The organism is Uruburuella suis (assembly GCF_022870845.1).
In the GTDB taxonomy this organism is placed as follows: Bacteria; Pseudomonadota; Gammaproteobacteria; order Burkholderiales; family Neisseriaceae; genus Neisseria; species Neisseria suis.
Window position 1 is genome coordinate 1808837 of the sequence record NZ_CP091507.1, and the last position, 18711, is coordinate 1827547.

19 protein-coding genes are annotated in these 18711 nt (G+C 55.3%); 9 read left to right on the forward strand and 10 right to left on the reverse strand.

Going from position 1 to position 18711, the window contains the following annotated elements; all coding sequences use genetic code 11:
* Nucleotides 1-222 precede the first annotated feature (222 nt).
* The gene (gene ftsH, locus LVJ78_RS08215; protein ID WP_424580108.1) at nt 223-2277 is read right to left on the reverse strand and encodes an ATP-dependent zinc metalloprotease FtsH; all 2055 of its coding nucleotides are present in this window, start codon (nt 2275-2277) and stop codon (nt 223-225) included.
* 66 nt (nt 2278-2343) lie between these two features.
* Nucleotides 2344-2964: an RlmE family RNA methyltransferase gene (locus tag LVJ78_RS08220; RefSeq protein ID WP_132953221.1), complete on the reverse strand. Its 621-nt coding sequence runs from the start codon at nt 2962-2964 to the stop codon at nt 2344-2346.
* Between the two features lie 109 nt (nt 2965-3073).
* Here LVJ78_RS08220 and yhbY point away from each other — a divergent pair, with 109 nt between their 5' ends.
* Nucleotides 3074-3355, forward strand: a complete 282-nt coding sequence (gene yhbY, locus LVJ78_RS08225; protein WP_132953219.1) for a ribosome assembly RNA-binding protein YhbY — start codon at nt 3074-3076, stop codon at nt 3353-3355.
* Between the two features lie 69 nt (nt 3356-3424).
* On the opposite strand, the gene LVJ78_RS08230 is transcribed toward yhbY, so the two are convergent.
* From LVJ78_RS08230 to LVJ78_RS08245, 4 genes are all read right to left on the reverse strand, one after another.
* Nucleotides 3425-3868, reverse strand: a complete 444-nt coding sequence (locus LVJ78_RS08230) for a DUF4149 domain-containing protein (RefSeq protein ID WP_132953217.1) — start codon at nt 3866-3868, stop codon at nt 3425-3427.
* 317 nt (nt 3869-4185) lie between these two features.
* Entirely contained in the window at nt 4186-4662 is a 477-nt protein-coding gene (gene greA, locus LVJ78_RS08235) for a transcription elongation factor GreA (protein ID WP_132953215.1), read from the reverse strand.
* A 271-nt stretch (nt 4663-4933) separates the two neighbouring features.
* Nucleotides 4934-5431: a single-stranded DNA-binding protein gene (locus tag LVJ78_RS08240; protein ID WP_132953213.1), complete on the reverse strand. Its 498-nt coding sequence runs from the start codon at nt 5429-5431 to the stop codon at nt 4934-4936.
* Nucleotides 5432-5434: 3 nt separating this feature from the next.
* Nucleotides 5435-6817 carry an MFS transporter gene (locus LVJ78_RS08245; RefSeq protein ID WP_243650328.1) on the reverse strand — a complete coding sequence of 461 codons (1383 nt, stop codon included), beginning with the start codon at nt 6815-6817 and terminating at the stop codon, nt 5435-5437.
* 407 nt (nt 6818-7224) lie between these two features.
* Between LVJ78_RS08245 and LVJ78_RS08250 the strand changes: the two genes are divergently transcribed.
* Nucleotides 7225-8985, forward strand: coding sequence for an assimilatory sulfite reductase (NADPH) flavoprotein subunit (locus LVJ78_RS08250; protein ID WP_132953211.1), 1761 nt, complete (start codon nt 7225-7227; stop codon nt 8983-8985).
* Between the two features lie 216 nt (nt 8986-9201).
* On the opposite strand, the gene aroD is transcribed toward LVJ78_RS08250, so the two are convergent.
* From aroD to LVJ78_RS08265, 3 genes are all read right to left on the reverse strand, one after another.
* Nucleotides 9202-9960, reverse strand: a complete 759-nt coding sequence (gene aroD / locus LVJ78_RS08255; RefSeq protein ID WP_132953207.1) for a type I 3-dehydroquinate dehydratase — start codon at nt 9958-9960, stop codon at nt 9202-9204.
* A 66-nt stretch (nt 9961-10026) separates the two neighbouring features.
* Nucleotides 10027-10344 (reverse strand): glycine cleavage system H protein, encoded by a 318-nt coding sequence (locus tag LVJ78_RS08260; protein WP_244802564.1) that lies wholly within the window; start codon nt 10342-10344, stop codon nt 10027-10029.
* Nucleotides 10345-10474: 130 nt separating this feature from the next.
* Entirely contained in the window at nt 10475-11179 is a 705-nt protein-coding gene (locus LVJ78_RS08265) for a 5'-methylthioadenosine/adenosylhomocysteine nucleosidase (protein ID WP_132953203.1), read from the reverse strand.
* A gap of 126 nt (nt 11180-11305) precedes the next feature.
* Between LVJ78_RS08265 and LVJ78_RS08270 the strand changes: the two genes are divergently transcribed.
* From LVJ78_RS08270 to LVJ78_RS08295, 6 genes are all read left to right on the forward strand, one after another.
* Nucleotides 11306-12436 (forward strand): PilT/PilU family type 4a pilus ATPase, encoded by a 1131-nt coding sequence (locus LVJ78_RS08270; RefSeq protein ID WP_132953201.1) that lies wholly within the window; start codon nt 11306-11308, stop codon nt 12434-12436.
* Between the two features lie 399 nt (nt 12437-12835).
* Nucleotides 12836-13153: an HLGFF motif protein gene (locus tag LVJ78_RS08275; RefSeq protein WP_132953199.1), complete on the forward strand. Its 318-nt coding sequence runs from the start codon at nt 12836-12838 to the stop codon at nt 13151-13153.
* Complete coding sequence (ccoS, locus tag LVJ78_RS08280; protein ID WP_132953197.1) at nt 13153-13377, forward strand: cbb3-type cytochrome oxidase assembly protein CcoS; 225 nt, start codon at nt 13153-13155, stop codon at nt 13375-13377. The genes LVJ78_RS08275 and ccoS overlap by 1 nt, the downstream gene beginning before the upstream one ends.
* Nucleotides 13361-14677, forward strand: a complete 1317-nt coding sequence (locus LVJ78_RS08285) for an MFS transporter (RefSeq protein WP_132953195.1) — start codon at nt 13361-13363, stop codon at nt 14675-14677. Before ccoS ends, LVJ78_RS08285 begins: the two co-directional genes overlap by 17 nt.
* Before the next feature lie 113 nt (nt 14678-14790).
* The gene (locus LVJ78_RS08290; RefSeq protein WP_207894280.1) at nt 14791-15318 is read left to right on the forward strand and encodes a DUF2062 domain-containing protein; all 528 of its coding nucleotides are present in this window, start codon (nt 14791-14793) and stop codon (nt 15316-15318) included.
* Entirely contained in the window at nt 15315-15854 is a 540-nt protein-coding gene (locus LVJ78_RS08295) for a type IV secretion protein Rhs (RefSeq protein WP_207894279.1), read from the forward strand. The genes LVJ78_RS08290 and LVJ78_RS08295 overlap by 4 nt, the downstream gene beginning before the upstream one ends.
* A 582-nt stretch (nt 15855-16436) precedes the next feature.
* On the opposite strand, the gene LVJ78_RS08300 is transcribed toward LVJ78_RS08295, so the two are convergent.
* Nucleotides 16437-17348 carry a LysR family transcriptional regulator gene (locus LVJ78_RS08300; protein ID WP_132953193.1) on the reverse strand — a complete coding sequence of 304 codons (912 nt, stop codon included), beginning with the start codon at nt 17346-17348 and terminating at the stop codon, nt 16437-16439.
* Nucleotides 17349-17518: 170 nt separating this feature from the next.
* Here LVJ78_RS08300 and LVJ78_RS08305 point away from each other — a divergent pair, with 170 nt between their 5' ends.
* The gene (locus LVJ78_RS08305; RefSeq protein WP_132953192.1) at nt 17519-18619 is read left to right on the forward strand and encodes an alpha/beta hydrolase; all 1101 of its coding nucleotides are present in this window, start codon (nt 17519-17521) and stop codon (nt 18617-18619) included.
* The last annotated feature ends 92 nt before the right edge of the window (nt 18620-18711 follow it).

Genomic DNA, 18711 nt, shown 5'->3' on the forward strand with positions numbered 1-18711 from the left:
AAATGAAAAACTTATTATAAAATCAAATACTTGATTTCTAATATTTTGATGGCTACTACCTGACCGACTACTGAAGCTGCGCTTCAGGCTGGGCTCCTGCCTGCGCAGGAGCGACGGAAGGGGTGTTTTGCAAGGCCTCAAGCCGTCTGAAAAGCTTGCTATGCTTTCAGACGGCCTTGCGCAAAAACGGCAGCCTTGCGGCTGCCGTTGCAGAAAAACAGCTTAGATTTTATCGCCCTGATTCGGACGGCCTTCACCACCGGCCAGCACATCGCCGGCATTATGGCTGTTGCCCGGCTGCGGATCGGCTTCGGGACCTATGGTCGGCTCCAGCGGACGCACATCCGATTCGCCTGCTGCGGGCACTTCTTCGTAGCCTGCCTCAACCGGTGCGGCCGGGCGCAATTCATCATCACCCTCGCCGCTGTCTTGGCGGATATTGTGGCTGTAGTCTTTCGGCGGGCTGGGCTGCTTGCCTGCCATGATTTCCAACACTTGGTCGCGATCGATGGTTTCCCAATCCATCAAGGCTTGGGTCATGGTTTCCATTTTATCGCGGCTGCTGTCCAAAATTTGGCGCGCCACGGCATATTGCTCGTCGAGAATGCGGCGGATTTCGGCATCCACTTGCTGCATGGTGTGCTCGGAAACATTTTGCGAATGCGTTACCGAACGGCCGAGAAACACTTCGCTCTCGTTTTCGCCATACACCATCGGCCCCATTTTGTCGGACATACCATAGCGCGTGACCATTTCGCGGGCGATTTGGGTGGCGCGCTCAAAATCGTTGGATGCGCCGGTGGAAATGCGGCCGACAAACAAATCTTCGGCAATGCGCCCGCCAAACAGAATCGAAATCTGATTGAGCATTTGGTCTTTATACATGCTGATGCGGTCGCGCTCCGGCAATTGCCAGGTGAGGCCGAGCGCACGGCCGCGCGGCATAATGGTAACTTTATGCACAGGGTCGGTGCCTTCTAGGCTTTCGGCCACAATGGCATGGCCGGATTCGTGGTAGGCGGTGGCGCGTTTTTCATCTTCGTGCATCACCATCGAGCGGCGCTCGGGACCCATATAGATTTTGTCTTTGGCATCTTCAAAATCGCTTTGATCCACCTTGATCTTGTTGCGGCGGCCGGCAAAGAGCGCCGCTTCGTTCACCAAGTTGGCCAAATCGGCGCCGGAAAAGCCGGGCGTGCCTTTGGCCAGCGTTTTCAAATCCACCGATTCATCCAGCGGCACTTTTTTAGCATGTACATTCAAAATCTGCTCGCGGCCGCGGATATCGGGCAGCGGCACCACCACTTGGCGGTCGAAACGGCCGGGGCGCTGCAAGGCCGGGTCGAGCACATCGGGGCGGTTGGTGGCGGCAATCACAATCACGGTTTGGCTGCTTTCAAAGCCATCCATTTCCACCAGCAATTGGTTGAGCGTTTGCTCGCGCTCATCGTTGCCGCCGCCCAAACCGGCGCCGCGCTGGCGGCCGACGGCATCAATTTCGTCGATAAAGATGATGCAGGGTGAATTTTTCTTGGCCTGCTCAAACATATCGCGCACGCGGCTGGCGCCCACGCCGACAAACATTTCCACAAAATCCGAGCCGGAGATGCTGAAAAACGGCACTTGCGCTTCACCCGCAATCGCTTTGGCGAGCAGAGTTTTGCCGGTGCCGGGGCTGCCGGCCAGCAAAATACCGCGCGGCACACGGCCGCCGAGGCTTTGATAGCGGTTGGGCGCTTTGAGGTAATCCACGATTTCCTGCACTTCTTCCTTGGCCTCATCGCAACCGGCCACATCGGCGAAGGTCACAGTGTTGGTGTCTTTATCCAAGAGCTTGGCGCGGCTTTTGCCGAATGAAAATGCGCCACCCTTGCCACCGCCGCCGCTTTGCATGCGCATGAAGTAAAACCATGCGCCAATCAAAAGCATCACCGGCAAAAGGCTGAACAAAAGGCTGGTAAACATGCTGGGTTTGTCTTCAGGCGTAACCTTTACGCGCACTTTTTTATCCAGCAGCGTTTGCACCAAATTGTCGTCCAGCGGGGCATTGGTGAAAAACTGGCTCTTGTCTGTGCGCTCGCCTTTAATCAAATAGCCGCTCACCACCGAGCCTTCGATGTTGACACTGGCCACATCGCCTTGGTTGACTTGGTCGATAAATTGCGAATATTCGATCTGCTGCTGGCTTTCCTGCTTATCGGTGATGGCGTTAAACGCCGCCATCAAACACACAGCCAAAACCAGCCAGACCAATAGATTTTTAACGGTATTCCCCACTGAAACAGGCTCCAATACAAAGGGTAGAAAAGAAAAAACGGATTGTAAATCAGGCTGTCGGCATTGTCAGCGTTTATTTTTGCCCAATAAATAAACCTCACTGGAACGATTGCGGGAGGCTTCGGGCTTGCGGGTTTGCACCACGCCAAACACTTCGCGCATAGCGGCCATATATTCCTGATAGCCCGCGCCTTGAAACACTTTCACTAAAAAGCTGCCGCCGCTTTTGAGATGCGCTGCGGCAAAATCCAGCGCCAATTCGCACAAATAAAAGCTGCGCGCCTGATCGGTTACGGCATTGCCCGACATATTGGGGGCCATATCGCAAATTACAAGGTCCAAAGCGCGCTGCCCGAGCAAAGATTCAAACTCGGCCAACACGCCCTCTGCCCGAAAATCGCCCTGAATAAACGACACACCGGCGATTTCATCCATCGGCAGGATATCCAGCGCAAACACGCGCCCGCTCCCGCCGGCCAATTGCGCCGCCACTTGCGACCAGCTGCCAGGTGCGCTGCCCAAATCGGCCAACACCGTGCCGGGCTTGATTAATTTGTCTTTCTCGTTGATTTCCAAAAGCTTGTAAGCCGCGCGCGCACGATAACCGTCTTTTTGCGCCTGATGCACATAATGGTCGTTAACATGCTCGTTGAGCCAGGCTTTGGAAGATTTGGAACGCACCGCCATAGATAATCATGCCGTTGAAACAAAGGTGTTATTGTACGTTATTTTCTCCACGCGCGGCGGCAATTCGCGTAGAATGCGCCTTTAATCTTTACACACAGCAGCAAATATCATGACCGACACCCTCAGCACCAAAGACTTGCTGGCGCTTAAAGCCCGCGCCCACCATTTAAGCCCGGTGGTAATGATCGGCCAACACGGCCTCACCGATTCAGTGATTAAAGAAACCGATGCCGCCCTCACCGCCCACGAGCTGATTAAAGTGCGCGTGCTGGGCGACGACCGCGCCGAGCGCGTGGAAATGTGCCAAGCCTTGTGCGATGCCGTGGATGCGCAATTGGTGCAACACATCGGCAAGCTCTTGGTTTTGTGGCGTAAAAACCCTGAATTGTAAAATTTTATTGCATGCAAAAGGCCGTCTGAATGTTTCAGACGGCCTTTCTTATTGGGTATTATTTCACACTCAATGCCAATCCAGCTTCAGCAAACGAAACACCAAGCCCAGCGCCAACAAGCTGCACAGCATATAAATCACGCTGGAAGTGCCGTGCCATTGCCCGAAAGAGCCACCCAGCAAGGAGAGCAGCCAATTGCTGCCGCCGCTTTTGTGCGCTGCAATCACCGGCGTAACCAGAAATTGGTTTACCGCCAGCAAGGAGAGCAGCAGCAACACGAATTTATTGGTTTTACTGCGCATAAGGCTGCGCCCCAATTCATGGCGGCCGATAAAATAAAGCAGCAGCCACACCGCCAGGCCGGTGTAGGCCACAAAATCAAACATGCTGCCGGCCATGGCGCCGGCTTCCATTTTACCCATATGCTGAAACAGCACCGGCACGGCCACATAGCCGATGCCCAACTGCAAACCCAACCACATGCCCGCCAACACGGCTGCCAATTTATTCATTTATCCCTCTGCTTTTATTTTATGTGTGATGCCTGCTGCTGCAAAAAAGCGCAATAATTTCAACATTTGAAACATTTATTGCTCAATTAATGCATATCAGACCGATAATTGTCAAATAGTTCCATTTGATACATTCGATTTAAGTATCTATCTGCGTTGTTTATTTTAAACGCATAAACCACTTACCGGCTAATGATAAATCCCCGCTTTTTTACTTAGCTCACTATATCTTTATTGTCGGTTGCACTCGTCAAAATAAAGATAAAAGGCCGTCTGAAACCGATAAACGTTTCAGACGGCCTTTCAAAATAGCCATATCAAATATATTGCACAGCCACAATATCATATTCGCGCACGCCGCCGGGCGCTTGCACTTCGGCCACATCGCCCTCTACTTTGCCGATCAGGGCGCGGGCAATCGGCGAGCCGATGGAAATTTTGTTTTGCTTGATGTCGGCTTCGTCTTCACCCACGATTTGATAGCACACTTCTTCTTCGGTGGCCAAATCTTCCAGCGTAACCGTGGCGCCAAACACCACTTTGCCCTCGGCATGAATATCGGCCGGGTTGATGATGTGCGCCCGCGAAAGTTTGTTTTCCACGTCGGCAATGCGCCCTTCGATAAAGCCTTGGCGCTCTTTGGCCGCTTCGTATTCGGCATTTTCCGACAAATCGCCATGCGAACGCGCTTCGGCTATCGCTTCAATCACTTCGGGACGCGCTACGCTTTTCAGGTGCTGCAATTCTGCTTTCAAAAGCTCCGCGCCGCGTACGGTTAACGGGATTTTCTGCATGATGTCTCAATTCTCCGCAAAGGGTGGTTTCACCCGATGATTACAATAAAAATGCAAGCCGCCCGATGGATGGCGGCTTGCTGGTTTCGCTCTAAATTAGGTGCTATTGTATCAAAAACAGCTAAAATGGCAATGGTTTAAACTGCTTTTCATCTGCCAAGCGCGGCAATCTTTGATTTCGCTCAGACAGATGCAGACTCAGCGCATGTGTGGCCGTCTGAAACCCGATGCACCGGGCTTGAAACGGCGGCGGCAAAACTAAAACGCCAATTTAAAACGGAATATCGTCGTCGATATCGTCCACGGCGGCAGCAGGCGCAGCCGGTGCCTGGCGACGCGGCGCAGCAGGCGCGGCTGCGGGCGCTTCGGGCTGATAATGGTTTTGCTGCGGCGCGGCCTGCTGATAGCCGCCGTCGTCATAAGGCGCAGCACCGCCGCCTTCGCGCGGGCCGACCATTTTCATTTCGTTGGCGATGATGTCGTAAGCCGTGCGCTCGATGCCGTCTTTGCCGGTGTATTTGCGGCTTTGAATGCGCCCTTCGATATACACTTCACGCCCTTTTTTCAGATATTGGCCGGCGATTTCGGCCAAGCGGCGATACATGGTGATGTTGTGCCACTCGGTGCGCTCTTGGCGTTGGCCGTTGCGGTCGTTCCACGTTTCGCTGGTGGCGATGCTGAAATTGCACACGGCCTCGCCGTTGGGCATATAACGCACTTCGGGGTCGCGGCCGAGACGGCCGAGCAGAATCACTTTGTTCACTGACATGGTTTAAGCTCCTGAAATAATTTTTTTAGCGGCGGCTTCGTCAAAACCTTTTTGCATGGCCTTGATATACACGGTTTGCTTGTCGGCGCTCAACTTAACCGCCTCCACGCCCGAGAGCGCAATTAGCGCAAACTGTAAATCATCTTCGCGTCCGTGCCAAGTGGCAGACACCGCCAAGGTGATATTTTTTACCGGCCGCGGAGCCGGCGCAGCCGCCGCCAACGCCAGCCACAGCAGCATCAAGGCGCTGCAAAAAGTAAACACGCCGCTAAAGCCGTAATGCTGAAACAGCAAGCCGCCCAGCGCGCCGCCGGCAAAGAGCCCGAGCGACTGCGAAGTGTTATACACGCCCATGGCCGTGCCTTTTAAATCGGATGGCGCGATTTTCGACACCAGCGAGGGCAGGCTCGCTTCGAGCACATTGAAGCCGATAAAATACACCACCAGGCTCGCCAAAATCAGCCACAGCGAATGCAGGCCGAACAGCAGCCCCAATTGCGCCGCCGCAATACATACAATGCCGCCGACAAACACCTGCTTAAGCTTATTGCGCGTTTCGCCGATGATAATCAACGGCACCATCAAAACCAAGCCGGCCAGCGTGGCAGGCAGATACACCTGCCAATGCTGCACTTTTTCCAGCCCCACGCCCACCAAGGCAAAAGGCAGCGCCACAAAAAGCGCCATCTGCGCCGCATGCAGCGCAAAAATGCCGAAATTGAGCCGCAAAAGCTGTCGATCGGCCAGCACTTCGCTGATGCGGGCGGGCTGCGCTTGGGCATCTTCATGCAGCTTGGATTGTTGCGGATTGGGCGTTACCCACGCCACCACGGCAATGCTGATCAAGGTAAGCACACCGGTGAGCACAAACAAACCGCCCACGCCGATTAGGCCTGACAAAAGCGGCGCGGCCACGAGGCTCACCGAAAAAGTGAGGCCGATGCTCAGCCCTATCATCGCCATCGCCCGCGTGCGCACTTCTTCGCGGGTGAGGTCTGCCAAAAGCGCCGTCACCGCCGCGCTCACCGCGCCCGCGCCCTGAATGGCACGCGCCAGCACCAAAGCCTCCAGCGTTTGCGCCGAGGCGGCCATAAAGCTGCCCGCCGCAAACACCAGCAGCCCCGCATAAATCACTTTTTTGCGCCCGAATTTATCCGAAGCCATGCCCAACGGCAGCTGCAACACAGCCTGCGTGAGGCCGTAGGCACCCATGGCCAGGCCGATGAGTGCTTTGTTGTTTTCCGCGCCGGGCAGCGTGGCGGCATAAAGCGCCAGCACCGGCAGCACCAAAAACATGCCGAGCATGCGCAGCGCATACACGCCGGCCAACGAGGTGCTGGCGCGCCATTCGGCGGGGTTCATCTGAGAGCGTTGCTTGCTTGCCATTTGTGCCTGCCATCTGCGCCGCCCTGCTTCATTCTTTCTTCGCAAAGCCGCACATCTGAAACGGAATAGATAAAAGCGGCGATTATACAACGATTGCCGCGCTTTGTTGCCGGTTTGTTGCGCTGCCGGAAATATTGCTGCGGCAAAGCAGGCGCATGTTTGAATGTTGGGTATAAAAACTCAAGCCCAGCCAAACAACACAGGCCGTCTGAAAGCTTTCAGACGGCCTTAGGGCGTGTTTATCATCTTTTTCCCAATCATTTTATTTGTTGAAACAGGCTGTTAAACAAAGACAAGCAACAGAACTTTATATATAACAAAACTGCATTTGGTTACAACAAACCATTCTTTCCCTTTTTCAGACGGCCTGATTAAAGTGACACCCAAATCGAAAACAAGGAACCGCCATGACCCAAGCCGCACCGCTGCCCCCCGAAATCACCGCCGGCCTTGCTGCGCTCTCGCCCACCCAGCTGGCCTGGTTGTCGGGCTATTGTTGGGCGCAAAGCCAGCAAGGGTCGGCACCGGCGCTGCCTGAAGCCGCCGCGCCCGCGCGCCGCATCACCGTGCTTTCAGCCTCGCAAACCGGCAATGCCCGCCGCGTGGCCGAGCAATTATTGCTCAAGCTTGAGCAGGCCGGCTTGGATGCGCGCTTGGTGGCGGCGGCCGATTTCAAAAGCAAAACGCTGGCCGGCGAAGATATTGTGCTGCTGGCCACCTCCACTCAGGGCGATGGCGAGCCGCCGGAAGAAGCGGTGCCGCTTTATCAATTTTTATTCGGCAAAAAAGCGCCCGATTTGAGCCGGCTCTCGTTTGCCGTGCTGGGTTTGGGCGATTCGAGCTACCCCGATTTCTGCCAGGCCGGCCGGGATTTCGACCGCCGTTTGGCCGAGCTTGGCGCAAAGCGTCTGCTCGATTTGGGCATTTGCGACCTCGATTATCAGGCTGCGGCCGATGCCTGGATTGGCGCAGCGGCCGACACTTTGGGCAAGCTTGCCGCCGCAGCCGTGGCTGCGCCCGCATCCCAAGCGGCCGTTGCCGAAGCTGCGCAGGTCTATAGCAAAGCGCAGCCTTTCAACGCCGTTTTATCGCTGCGCCAAAAAATCACCGCCCGCGAGGCCGAAAAAGATGTGGAACACATCGAAATCGACTTGGCCGGCTCGGGCATACGCTATCAGCCGGGCGACTCATTAGGCGTGTGGCCACTCAATGCGCCCGATTTAGTGGCCGAAATCCTCGCCTTGCACCAATTGGCCGGCCACGAGCCGGTGCGCCTGCCCGACGGCCGCGACACCGATATTCAGACGGCCTTGATCGAGCACGCCGACATCACCCAAAACACGCCCGCGCTGGTGCAGCAATATGCCGCCTTAAGCGGCAGCAGCGCGCTGCGTCAAACCGTGGAAAACGCCGCCGCGCTTGATGTGTATCTGGCCGCCACGCCGCCGGTGGGCGTGTTTGCCGAGCACCCGCACCCGCTGCCGGCGCAGGCTTTGTTTGAACTTTTCCGCCCGCTCACGCCCAGGCTCTATTCCATCGCTTCATCGCAAGCCGAGAGCGAAGACGAAGTGCACCTCACCGTGGGCATGCTGCGCTATACGCATCACGGGCAAGCCTACAGCGGCGCGGCTTCAGGCTTTTTAGGCGAGCGCTTGGCCGAGGGCGGCAGCGTGCGCGTGTTTGTGGAGCCGAACAAAAATTTCCGCCTGCCTGAAAACGGCAACACACCGATTATCATGATAGGCGCCGGCACCGGCGTTGCGCCCTTCCGCGCCTTTATGCAGCAGCGCGAAGCCAATGGCGACGCCGGCAAAAACTGGCTTGTGTTCGGCAATCAAAAATTCACCGACGATTTTCTCTATCAGGCCGAATGGCTGCAACACCGCAAAAGCGGCCTGCTCAACCGCGCCGATTTGGCCTGGAGCCGCCAAGGCGCAGAAAAAGTGTATGTGCAGCACAAGCTGGCCGCCGCCGCGGCCGAGGTGTGGCAATGGCTGCAACAAGGCGCGCACATTTATGTGTGCGGCGATGCCGGCCGCATGGCGCGCGATGTGGAACAAGTGTTGCTCAACATCATTGCCGACCAGGGCAAAATGAGCGACGACGATGCCGCCGATTATTTAAACGATTTGCGCGAAGAAAAACGCTATCAGCGCGATGTGTATTGATGCAAACAGGCCGTCTGAAAGATTGCCGTTGCCGACCATTCATACTTGCTCGAATAATCAAACAACAACGCTGAGAAGCGATTGCTGCGGGTTTTGTGGCCGCTGCCGAAGCAATTTTATCAAGCGGAAAATATCGGATACCAATATCTGCCCCACAAATTAATTGGCCGTCTGAAAACCTTCAGACGGCCTTTGCCAACCTATGCCGCAAACGCTTCAATCTTGCGCCAACATCTGCAAAATAAAGCGCAAATCACCGGCATCAATCTGGCCGGGCGCGGAAGCCTGCCCCGCAGCGCCGAAGCTCACCGCCGAGCCGAACACCTCACCCGCCAGCCGGCTCACCATGCCCAGCCGTCCCATGGCCATCGTAATCAGCGGGCGGCGCGCATGGCAGCGCTGCATGGTTTCGGTGGCGCTCAAAAGCGTGAGCACATCGGCCGCCGATTGCGGCATCACCGCGATTTTGCAAATATCGGCGCCCCAGTCCTGCATGCGGCACAAGCGGCCGACGATTTCCGCTTCGGCAGGCGTTTGCTGAAAATCGTGGTTGCACAACACCACCGCCACGCCGTGCGCCTTGGCCGCAGCGATTGCGGCTTGCACACCCTCATCGCCGGCAAACAATTCGATGTCGATTAAATCCGCATCGCCCGAAGCGGCGGCCGCATGCAGCAAGTCGAAATAATCAGCCGGCGCCATTTCGCAGGCGCCGCCCTCGGCAAAGGTGCGGAAAGTAAACAGCAGCGGCACATCGGGTAATTGCGCGCGCACGCTTTTCAGGCAGGCGAGCACCTGCGCCTGATCGGCGGCGGCGTTTAAAAAATCGGCGCGAAATTCCACCAAATCGTATTCCACGCCCAAGAGCCCCGCCACCGCCGCTTGCAGCGCAGCGGGCGTGTCTGCCACCAGCGGCACGCAGATTTTCGGGCGGCCGCTGCCGATAATGAGATTTTTAACGCGAATGCTGTTCATAAAGATATTCCAATTTGCGGCACTTGGTGTGCCGCTGGCGTAAAATAACTGTTCTGCTTTGGCCGCTTATACTGCGGCATTTTTAAAACGCAGGTCGGCTTCGAGAGCAGTTTTCAAATCGGCGTTAAACGGCTGCAACACCGCCGCGCTGCACGCCTGCATAATGATTTGACTTACCTGCACAAAGGCTTCGGCCTGCAAACCTGAAATCGACATGACGCCGCCGGCATACTCACCCTCGAATTGAGGGATATATTCCGGCACGATTGCAGCCATGCCATCCCGGATCCGCTCAAACAATTCCCAAGTGGCGGCCTTGCTCAAATCAACAACCACAAATTGGCGGTCAGTATCTTCACCTATATATAATTCTGATGCACTCATTTTTGCTCCCCCCGCCACAAACAACACTTTTTCCTGCCGTTTTTTAGCGTATTCCGACTATTCTGTTTACAGATATATTTCGTTGCTGAGGCCGTCTGAAACATTTCAGACGGCCTTCAATATGATCGTTTTATAAAGCTTCTATAATGCTGCGCACCATTTGCGCCGAATGCACCGAGGCCGTTTCCAAAAAGGTTTCAAAGCTCACATCGGCTTTTTCATCGGCCAAATCCGACACCGCGCGCACCACCACAAACGGCACTTCCAGCTGCGCACAAGCCTGCGCAATCGCCGCTGCTTCCATTTCCACCACTTGCACACCGGCAAAATCGCGGCGGATTTGCGCCACTTTATCGCTGCTGTGCACAAATTGATCGCCGCTCACAATCAGGCCGCGGTGCACGGCAGCGCCTTCAAACGCAGCCGCCGCTTCAGCCGCCACCGCGATTAAAGTGGGTGCGCTCTCAAAACGCGCCGGCAGCTGCGGCACCTGCCCTATTGCATAGCCGAATGCCGTTACATCCACATCGTGGTGCGCCACCGCCTCACCGATCACCACGTCGCCCACGCGCAGCCCCTGCCCCAAGCCGCCGGCGCTGCCGGTGTTGATCACGCAATCGGGCGCAAAATGCTGCACCACCAAAGCTGTGGCCACCGCGGCATTCACTTTGCCGATGCCGCTTTGCGCCAGCACCACACGCTTGCCCGCCAACATGCCGTGGTGCACGCTGAAGCGGCCGAATTTCATCTCGGCCGCGCCCTCAAGGCTTTGTTTCAACAATTCGATTTCCTGCGGCATCGCGCCGATAATGGCGATGGTGTGTGTTGCGCTCATATCCAACCGGTTTCTTTATTTTCAAAGATACGCATTATACGCATGCTGCAGCCAACGGCATATGATATTGGCCGCATATTCGGCTATAATCCGCCTCACAAACCACCTCAGCGGAAATAAAAAGCAATGACCTCTTCAGAACCTCAATCTGCCAAAGAAGCGCTCTTCAGCTGGCTGCGCCACCTTAATAAATACAAAGGCTCCGATCTTTTCGTTACCACCAATTTCCCGCCTGCCATGAAAGTGGACGGCAAAATCGTGCCCATCACCGAAGAGCCGCTCACCGCCGAGCGCTGCATGGAAATCGCGTTCAACATCATGAGCCCCAAGCAAATAGAGGAATTCACCAACACCAACGAATGCAATTTCGCCATCAGCCTGCCCGACACCAGCCGTTTCCGTGTAAACGCCATGGTGCAGCGCGGCGCCACCGCGCTGGTGCTGCGCGCCATCACCAGCAAAATCCCCACGTTTGAAAGCCTCAACCTGCCGCCCGTGTTGAAGCAGATTGCCCTCAAAAAGCGCGGGCTGGTGATTTTTGTCGGCGGCACAGGCTCGGGTAAATCCACCTCGCTCGCCTCGATGATCGACTACCGCAACGAAAACAGCCAAGACCACATCATCACCATCGAAGACCCGATTGAATTTGTGCACCCGCACAAAAGCTGCATCATCAGCCAGCGCGAAGTGGGCGTAGACACCGACAACTGGTTTGCCGCATTGAAAAACACGCTGCGCCAAGCGCCCGATGTGATTTTGATCGGCGAAATCCGCGACCGCGAAACCATGGATTACGCCATCGCCTTTGCCGAAACCGGCCACTTATGCATGGCCACGCTGCACGCCAACAGCACCAACCAGGCGCTCGACCGCATCATCAACTTTTTTCCCGAAGAGCGCCGCACCCAGCTGCTCACCGATTTATCGCTCAACCTGCAAGCCTTTATCTCGCAGCGGCTGGTGCCGCGCGAGCACGGCAAAGGGCGCGTGGCGGCGGTGGAAGTGTTGCTCAATTCGCCGCTGATTGCCGATTTGATCCACAAAGGCGAAGTACTCGGCATCAAAGAAATCATGAAGCGCTCCAACGACATCGGCATGATTACATTCGACCAAGCGCTCTACGAATTATACGAAAGCGGCCAAATCGGCTATCAAGATGCGATTAAAAATGCCGATTCCGCCAACGATTTGCGCCTCGATATCCAGCTGCGCAGCCGCCGCGCCCAAAATGCCGGGCCGGATTTGGAATTGATTTGATTTGATTTTTCGCGCACAGGCCGTCTGAAAAATAATGTTTCAGACGGCCTGGCTTTTTACCATCTATAGTGAAATGAATGAAAAACTTACACAGACGGATGTAGCAAGCCATACACGCAGAAGCCGTTTAAAACGCGCGCGTGGCTGCGCCACACACACCACACACGATTTAAGATTTCTTATTTTGGTATCCGTTTTTTTTGATTTCACGATATTCAAATGCGTAGAAATTCTCTCACCCCTGCTGCCCCAATGCCGGACTCAAAATCCGTTCTACACCCGCAAGGCCGGTGCAACAATTTCCCGCCCGCCCTTTGCAGCCGCCGCGCAAACTGCTACATTACGCGCTGATGATAACTCAGGCCGTCTGAAGCTTTTCAGACGGCCTTCTTGAAAAACATGCATTATTTCAGCATCCACACCCAATCGGGCGAGCATTTGGGCTTTTTGATTATGCTGGCCGACGATGAAACCGAGCAGCCGCCGCAAAGCGGGCGCTTTGCCGTGAAGCTGCAAAGCGAAGCCCCGCCGCAAGATCAAGCCGCCGTGCAGGCGCTATCCGCTTGGCAGCTCGCCGACACACCGCTTTTGTGGGCGGCGGAAAAAGATTATGTGGCGCTTTTTGGCGGCGACGAAGCCATCGGCCGCATCCGCAACGAATTTCTCAGCATCGGCGGCCACACCCTGCTGCTCACCGACCTCACAGGCATGATGTAATGGAAAGCGTATTTATTCTGATTCCCATCAGCGTGATATTGGCGTTTATCATCGCTTATTTTTTCTGGTGGTCGGGCAAAAGCGGCCAGTTTGACGACCTCGAAGGCCCCGCCCACCGCATTTTGATGGACGACGATTCCACCGACCGCCTCAACGCTGATACAGAATCTGCCACCCCGCCCGAAGCCGAACAAGAAGCCGAAAAAAATGAGCCTGAAAGATAACCTCTATTTTGCCCGCAGCCGCCGCTTTGCCCCGCTTTTCGGCACCCAGTTTCTCGGCGCATTCAACGACAATCTGTTTAAAACCGCGCTGTTTGTGATGATCAGCTTTTACGGGCTGGGCCACAACGATACGCTGCCCGCCAGCCAGATGCTCAATTTGGGCGCGCTGCTGTTTATTCTGCCCTATTTCCTTTTTTCGGCCATTTCCGGCCAGCTGAGCAACCGCTTCGACAAGGCCAAGCTCGCGCGCGTGGTGAAGCTGCTCGAAATCGCCGTGATGGGTGTGGCGGCGCTGGGCTTTTATATTCAGTCGGCACCTTTATTGTTGTTTTGCCTCTTTTGCATGGGCACGCAATCCACGTTGTTCGGCCCGCTCAAATACGCCATTTTGCCCGATTACCTCAACCGCCAAGAATTGCTGATGGGCAACAGCCTGATTGAATCGGGCACTTTTCTGGCGATTTTGTTCGGCCAGATTCTCGGCACCGCCATCGCCGGCTTCAATCCCAACGCCACCGGATTACTGGTGGTGGCCATTGCCATTTTGGGCACACTCAGCAGCTTTTTTATGCCCTCTGTGCCAGCCAAAGCGCCCGACACCAAAATCGAAATCAATATTGTAAAAGGCACGCTGGACCTGCTGCGGCAAACCTTCGTCCAACCAGCGCTCACCACCGCCATTATCGGCATTTCGTGGTTTTGGTTTGTGGGCGCGGTTTACACCACCCAGCTGCCCACGTTTACGCAGATTCATTTGGGCGGCAACGATAATGTGTTCAACCTGATGCTGGCGCTTTTTTCCATCGGCATCGCCACAGGCTCGGTGTTGTGCGCCAAATTGAGCCGCCAGCAATTGCGGCTGGGGCTGGTGGCGCTGGGCACCATCGGCCTGACCGTGAGCGGCCTGGCGCTGGTGTGGCTCACCCGCGGCAGCCATTATACGGAGCTCAACGGCATCGGCTGGTTTCTGATGCAGCCGCATGCCTACCCGATTATGCTGGCCATGATTGCCATCGGCTTTTTCGGCGGTTTTTTCTCGGTGCCGCTCTACACTTGGCTGCAAACCGCCAGCAGCGACACTTTCCGCGCCCACGCCGTGGCCGCCAACAATATTGTGAACGGCTTATTTATGGTGGCCGCCGCGCTGCTGAGCGCCTTTTTGCTGTGGGCTTTCGACAGCATTGTGCTGCTTTATCTGATTGTGGCGCTGGGCAATCTGCCGATTCTGATTTACCTCTGCAAACGCGAAACCACGATTTGGCCGGATTTGAAAAGCTTTCTCAGCGGCCGCCGGCTTTAAACAAATAGGGACAAAGGCCGTCTGAACGCTTCAGCTTTCAGACGGCCTTTAAATTCCGCACCACAAACGCCATATAAATGCATTCTTTTATTTAAAAACATTTAAAACACCCCATGCGCCGACTCCGCCACAAGCTGCCCGACCGCGAGCAAATTTTCGCCGCCCGCTGGGCCAAGCCTTTTGCACCCTTGTTTGACAAGCCTTATTTCTGGACCCTCAACCGCCGCCAGGCCGCCGTGTCGGTGGCGGTGGGCATGTTTTGCGGGCTGATGCCCGGCCCCACGCAAATGATCAGCGCCTTGATGGCCGCCTATTTTCTGCGCACCAATCTGCCGGTGGCCGTGTTCAGCACGCTCTACACCAATCCGCTCACCTATATGCCGCTTTATTTTCTGGCCTACCAAATCGGCGCGCGCCTGCTGGGCACCGAAGCCGGCGCTGAGCTGGTGTTTCCCGAGTGGCAAAACGGCCATTTTTTTGCAGATGCCTGGCATTGGCTTTTGGGCGCGGGCAAGCCGCTTTTGGTGGGCGTGCCCACGCTGGGCGCGCTCTTGGCCGTGGCCGGCTATTTTATCGTGCTCGGTCTGTGGCGGCTCAACACCGCCCGCCAATGGCAGCGCCGCAAGGCCGGGCGCGAATGAGAAAGCCGCGCCCGCTTCATGCCGATGAAATCAAGCTCGCCCGCTTGGTGTTTGCCGAGAGCATTGATTATGCGCGGGTGCGCATCCACCGCGGCATAGCCTGCCTGCCCGACCTGCCTTTCGCTTTTGCACCCAATAATCACATCTATTTTCCCCGCCGCCATTGCCCCGATGATTTCAGCCGCGCCCCCGCGCATTACCGAGTGTGGCTGATACACGAGCTCACCCATGTGTGGCAGCACCAACACGGCTACCGAGTCTGGCTCGGCGGCCTCTTTTTAGCGCTCAAAGGCGGCTACCGGCGGCGCAGCGCCTATGTTTATCCGCCGCTATGCAGCATCGGCAGCCTGGCCGATCTGAATATGGAGCAACAAGCCGATCTGATCGCCCATTATTACGCCGCCAAATTCCTGGCCCGGCCGCCCTACGCCGCCGAGCTGCCCCGCTTTCAAGCCGCCCTGGCCGGATTCTTGACCGACCCGCACGACAAAACCCTGCTTCCCCGCTACCGCAACACGCTCAAATGGTTTGCCTGAAAAACATAAGGCCGTCTGAAACGTTCAGACGGCCTCATGCTAAAAATAAACATTCTGATAAATCAATTTGTTATAACGACCCGCTCACGCAGCCCGTAGGTCGGATTCTCGAATCCGACACTTGTTCGCAGAACAAGGCACGCACATTGCTTTGGCCGATGTCCAAACGTCGGATTCGAGAATCCGACCTGCGCAGATGGTGCCGGCGAACGGCTTTTATCTTGTAAGGTTATTTTTTTGAATGGGTATAGCATGAGGCCGTCTGAAACGTTCAGACGACCTCATGCCAAAAATAAACATTATTACAAATCAATTTGTTACATGCAAACCTACTCACGCAGCCCGTAGGTCGGATTCTCGAATCCGACACTTGTTCGCAGAACAAGGCACGCACATTGCGTTGGCTGATGTCCAAACGTCGGATTCGAGAATCCGACCTAAGCAGATGGTGCCGGCGAACGGCTTTTATTTTATAAGGTTATTTTTTTGAATGGGTATAATATAAGGCCGTCTGAAACGTTCAGACAGCCTCATGCTAAAAATAAACATTCTGATAAATCAATTTGTTACACGCAAACCCGCTCACACAGGCAGCTCAAAACGCTTGCCCAAAATCTCTATCAACAAATCAAACACCACCTTCACCCGCATCGGCGTGACCACCCGTTGCGGGCGATAAATCGACACCGGCCAGCGGATTTTCGGCACTTCGGCAAACAGCTCCACCAATTCGCCGCTGCTCAAATACGGCGCCACCATCCAATCGAGCTGCTGCGACACAGCATTGCCCGCCAGCGCGGCTTGCAAGGCGTTGTGGATATGGCTGCCGACAAAGTGCGGTTTGGCGGGGGTGAATTGCAGGTTTTCGTTGATATACCAAGTGTCGGCGCGGCCGTTGTTGTGGTTGAGCACGGCGGCGAGCGGGTAGTTTTTCTGCAAATCGGCGAGGTCTTTCGGCTTGCCCAGCCGGCGCAATAAAGCCGGCGCCATCACGATTTTTTCGCAAGTTTCACCGATTTTTCGGGCAATCAAGCGGCTGTCGGCAAGGTGGCCGATGCGCACTCCGATGTCGATTTGCTCCTGCACCACGTTCAGCCGCACGGTGTCGCGGCGCCAATCGAGCACCAGCTTCGGATAAGCCTGAAGTGCGGTGAGCAATTCGCGCAACACGGCGTGCTCGTCGGGCAAATCGGGCACGGTAATGCGCACCAGCCCGGCCATTTCATCGGCATGGCGGTGGCGGCCGGCGGCAAACAGGCGCTCGCTCTCTTCCAATAATTGCTGCGCTTGCGGCAAAAACTGCGTGCCGAAATCGGTGAGCACGATTTGGCGCGTGTTGCGCTGAAACAGCGGCTCGCCCAATTCGTCTTCCAGCGCCGCCATCATGCGCGTAATCACCGGCGGCGACACCGCCAAACGAATGGCGGTTTCCTTAAATTGCAAGGTTTCAGCGGCGGTGCAAAACACTTTTAAGGCTTCGATTTTATCCAGCATGGCGGTTTCCTTATATGGCGATATTGATGCTCAACATAGCGCAAACGCATCACCTCAAGCAAGCAATAATTTCTATTTTAGAAATTATAAAATAATAATTGATGAATTTACTTGAAACCATCACCGCCTTAAGATGACGGCATCGAATCACCAATTAAAAGGACAACCACATGAAACTGAATAAACTTTCCGCCGCCATTATCTTCGGCGCCACTTTATTAACAGGAGCCCACGCCATGGCAAACACCCACACCGCCCAATCGGCAACCGCAATCGAAGTTCCCGCGCAAACCATCCGGCTCACCCAAGAATGGGACAAAATTTTTCCGCAAAGCGACAAGGTAACGCACCGCAAAGTCACCTTTAAAAACCGCTACGGCATCACGCTGGCGGCGGATTTATATGTGCCGAAAAACGCACGCGGCAAGCTGCCTGCGATTGCGGTGGGCGGCCCGTTTGGCGCGGTGAAAGAGCAATCTTCCGGCCTGTATGCGCAAACCTTGGCCGAGCGCGGTTTTGTCACACTCGCATTTGACCCTTCCTACACCGGCGAGAGCAGCGGCCTGCCACGCAATATGGCCTCGCCCGACATCAACACCGAAGACTTCAGCGCAGCGGTGGATTTTCTGGGCAATTTGGCCAATGTGAACCGCGATGAAATCGGCATTTTGGGCATTTGCGGCTGGGGCGGCTTTGCGCTCAATGCCGCCATTTCCGACACCCGCATCAAGGCCGTGGCCACCAGCACCATGTACGACATGACGCGCGTGGCGGCCAAAGGCTATAACGACAGCGTGGATGCCGAAGCGCGCTATAAAATGAAGCAGGAAATCAACAATAAGCGCTGGGAAGGTTCGAAAAACGGCTATGCGGATTTACAGCCCGCCAATAATTTGCGTAGCAACCAATTTACTGCCGATACACCGTTGTTTGTTAAAGAATATTCCGACTTTTACACCGCCAAGCGCGGCTTCCACCCCCGCGCCGTCAACTCCAACCCCAACGGCTCTTGGGCAGACACCGCCATGTTGGGCATGATTAATATGCCGATTCTGCAATACGCCGCCGAAATGCGCACCCCGGCGCTGGTGGTGCACGGCGAAAACGCCCACTCGCGCTACTTCAGCGAAGACGCGTTTAAAGCTTTGGGCAGCAAAAATAAAGAGCTGTATATCGTGCCGAACGCCACCCATGTGGATTTGTACGACAACCAAGCAGGCAAAATCCCGTTTGATAAATTCGAGCAGTTTTTTAAAGCGAATTTGAAATAAACCCAATTGCGAAAACAAAGGCCGTCTGAAATATTTCAGACGGCCTTTGTTTATATCTGGAGCATATAATACCAATTCAAAAAAGTAAGCTA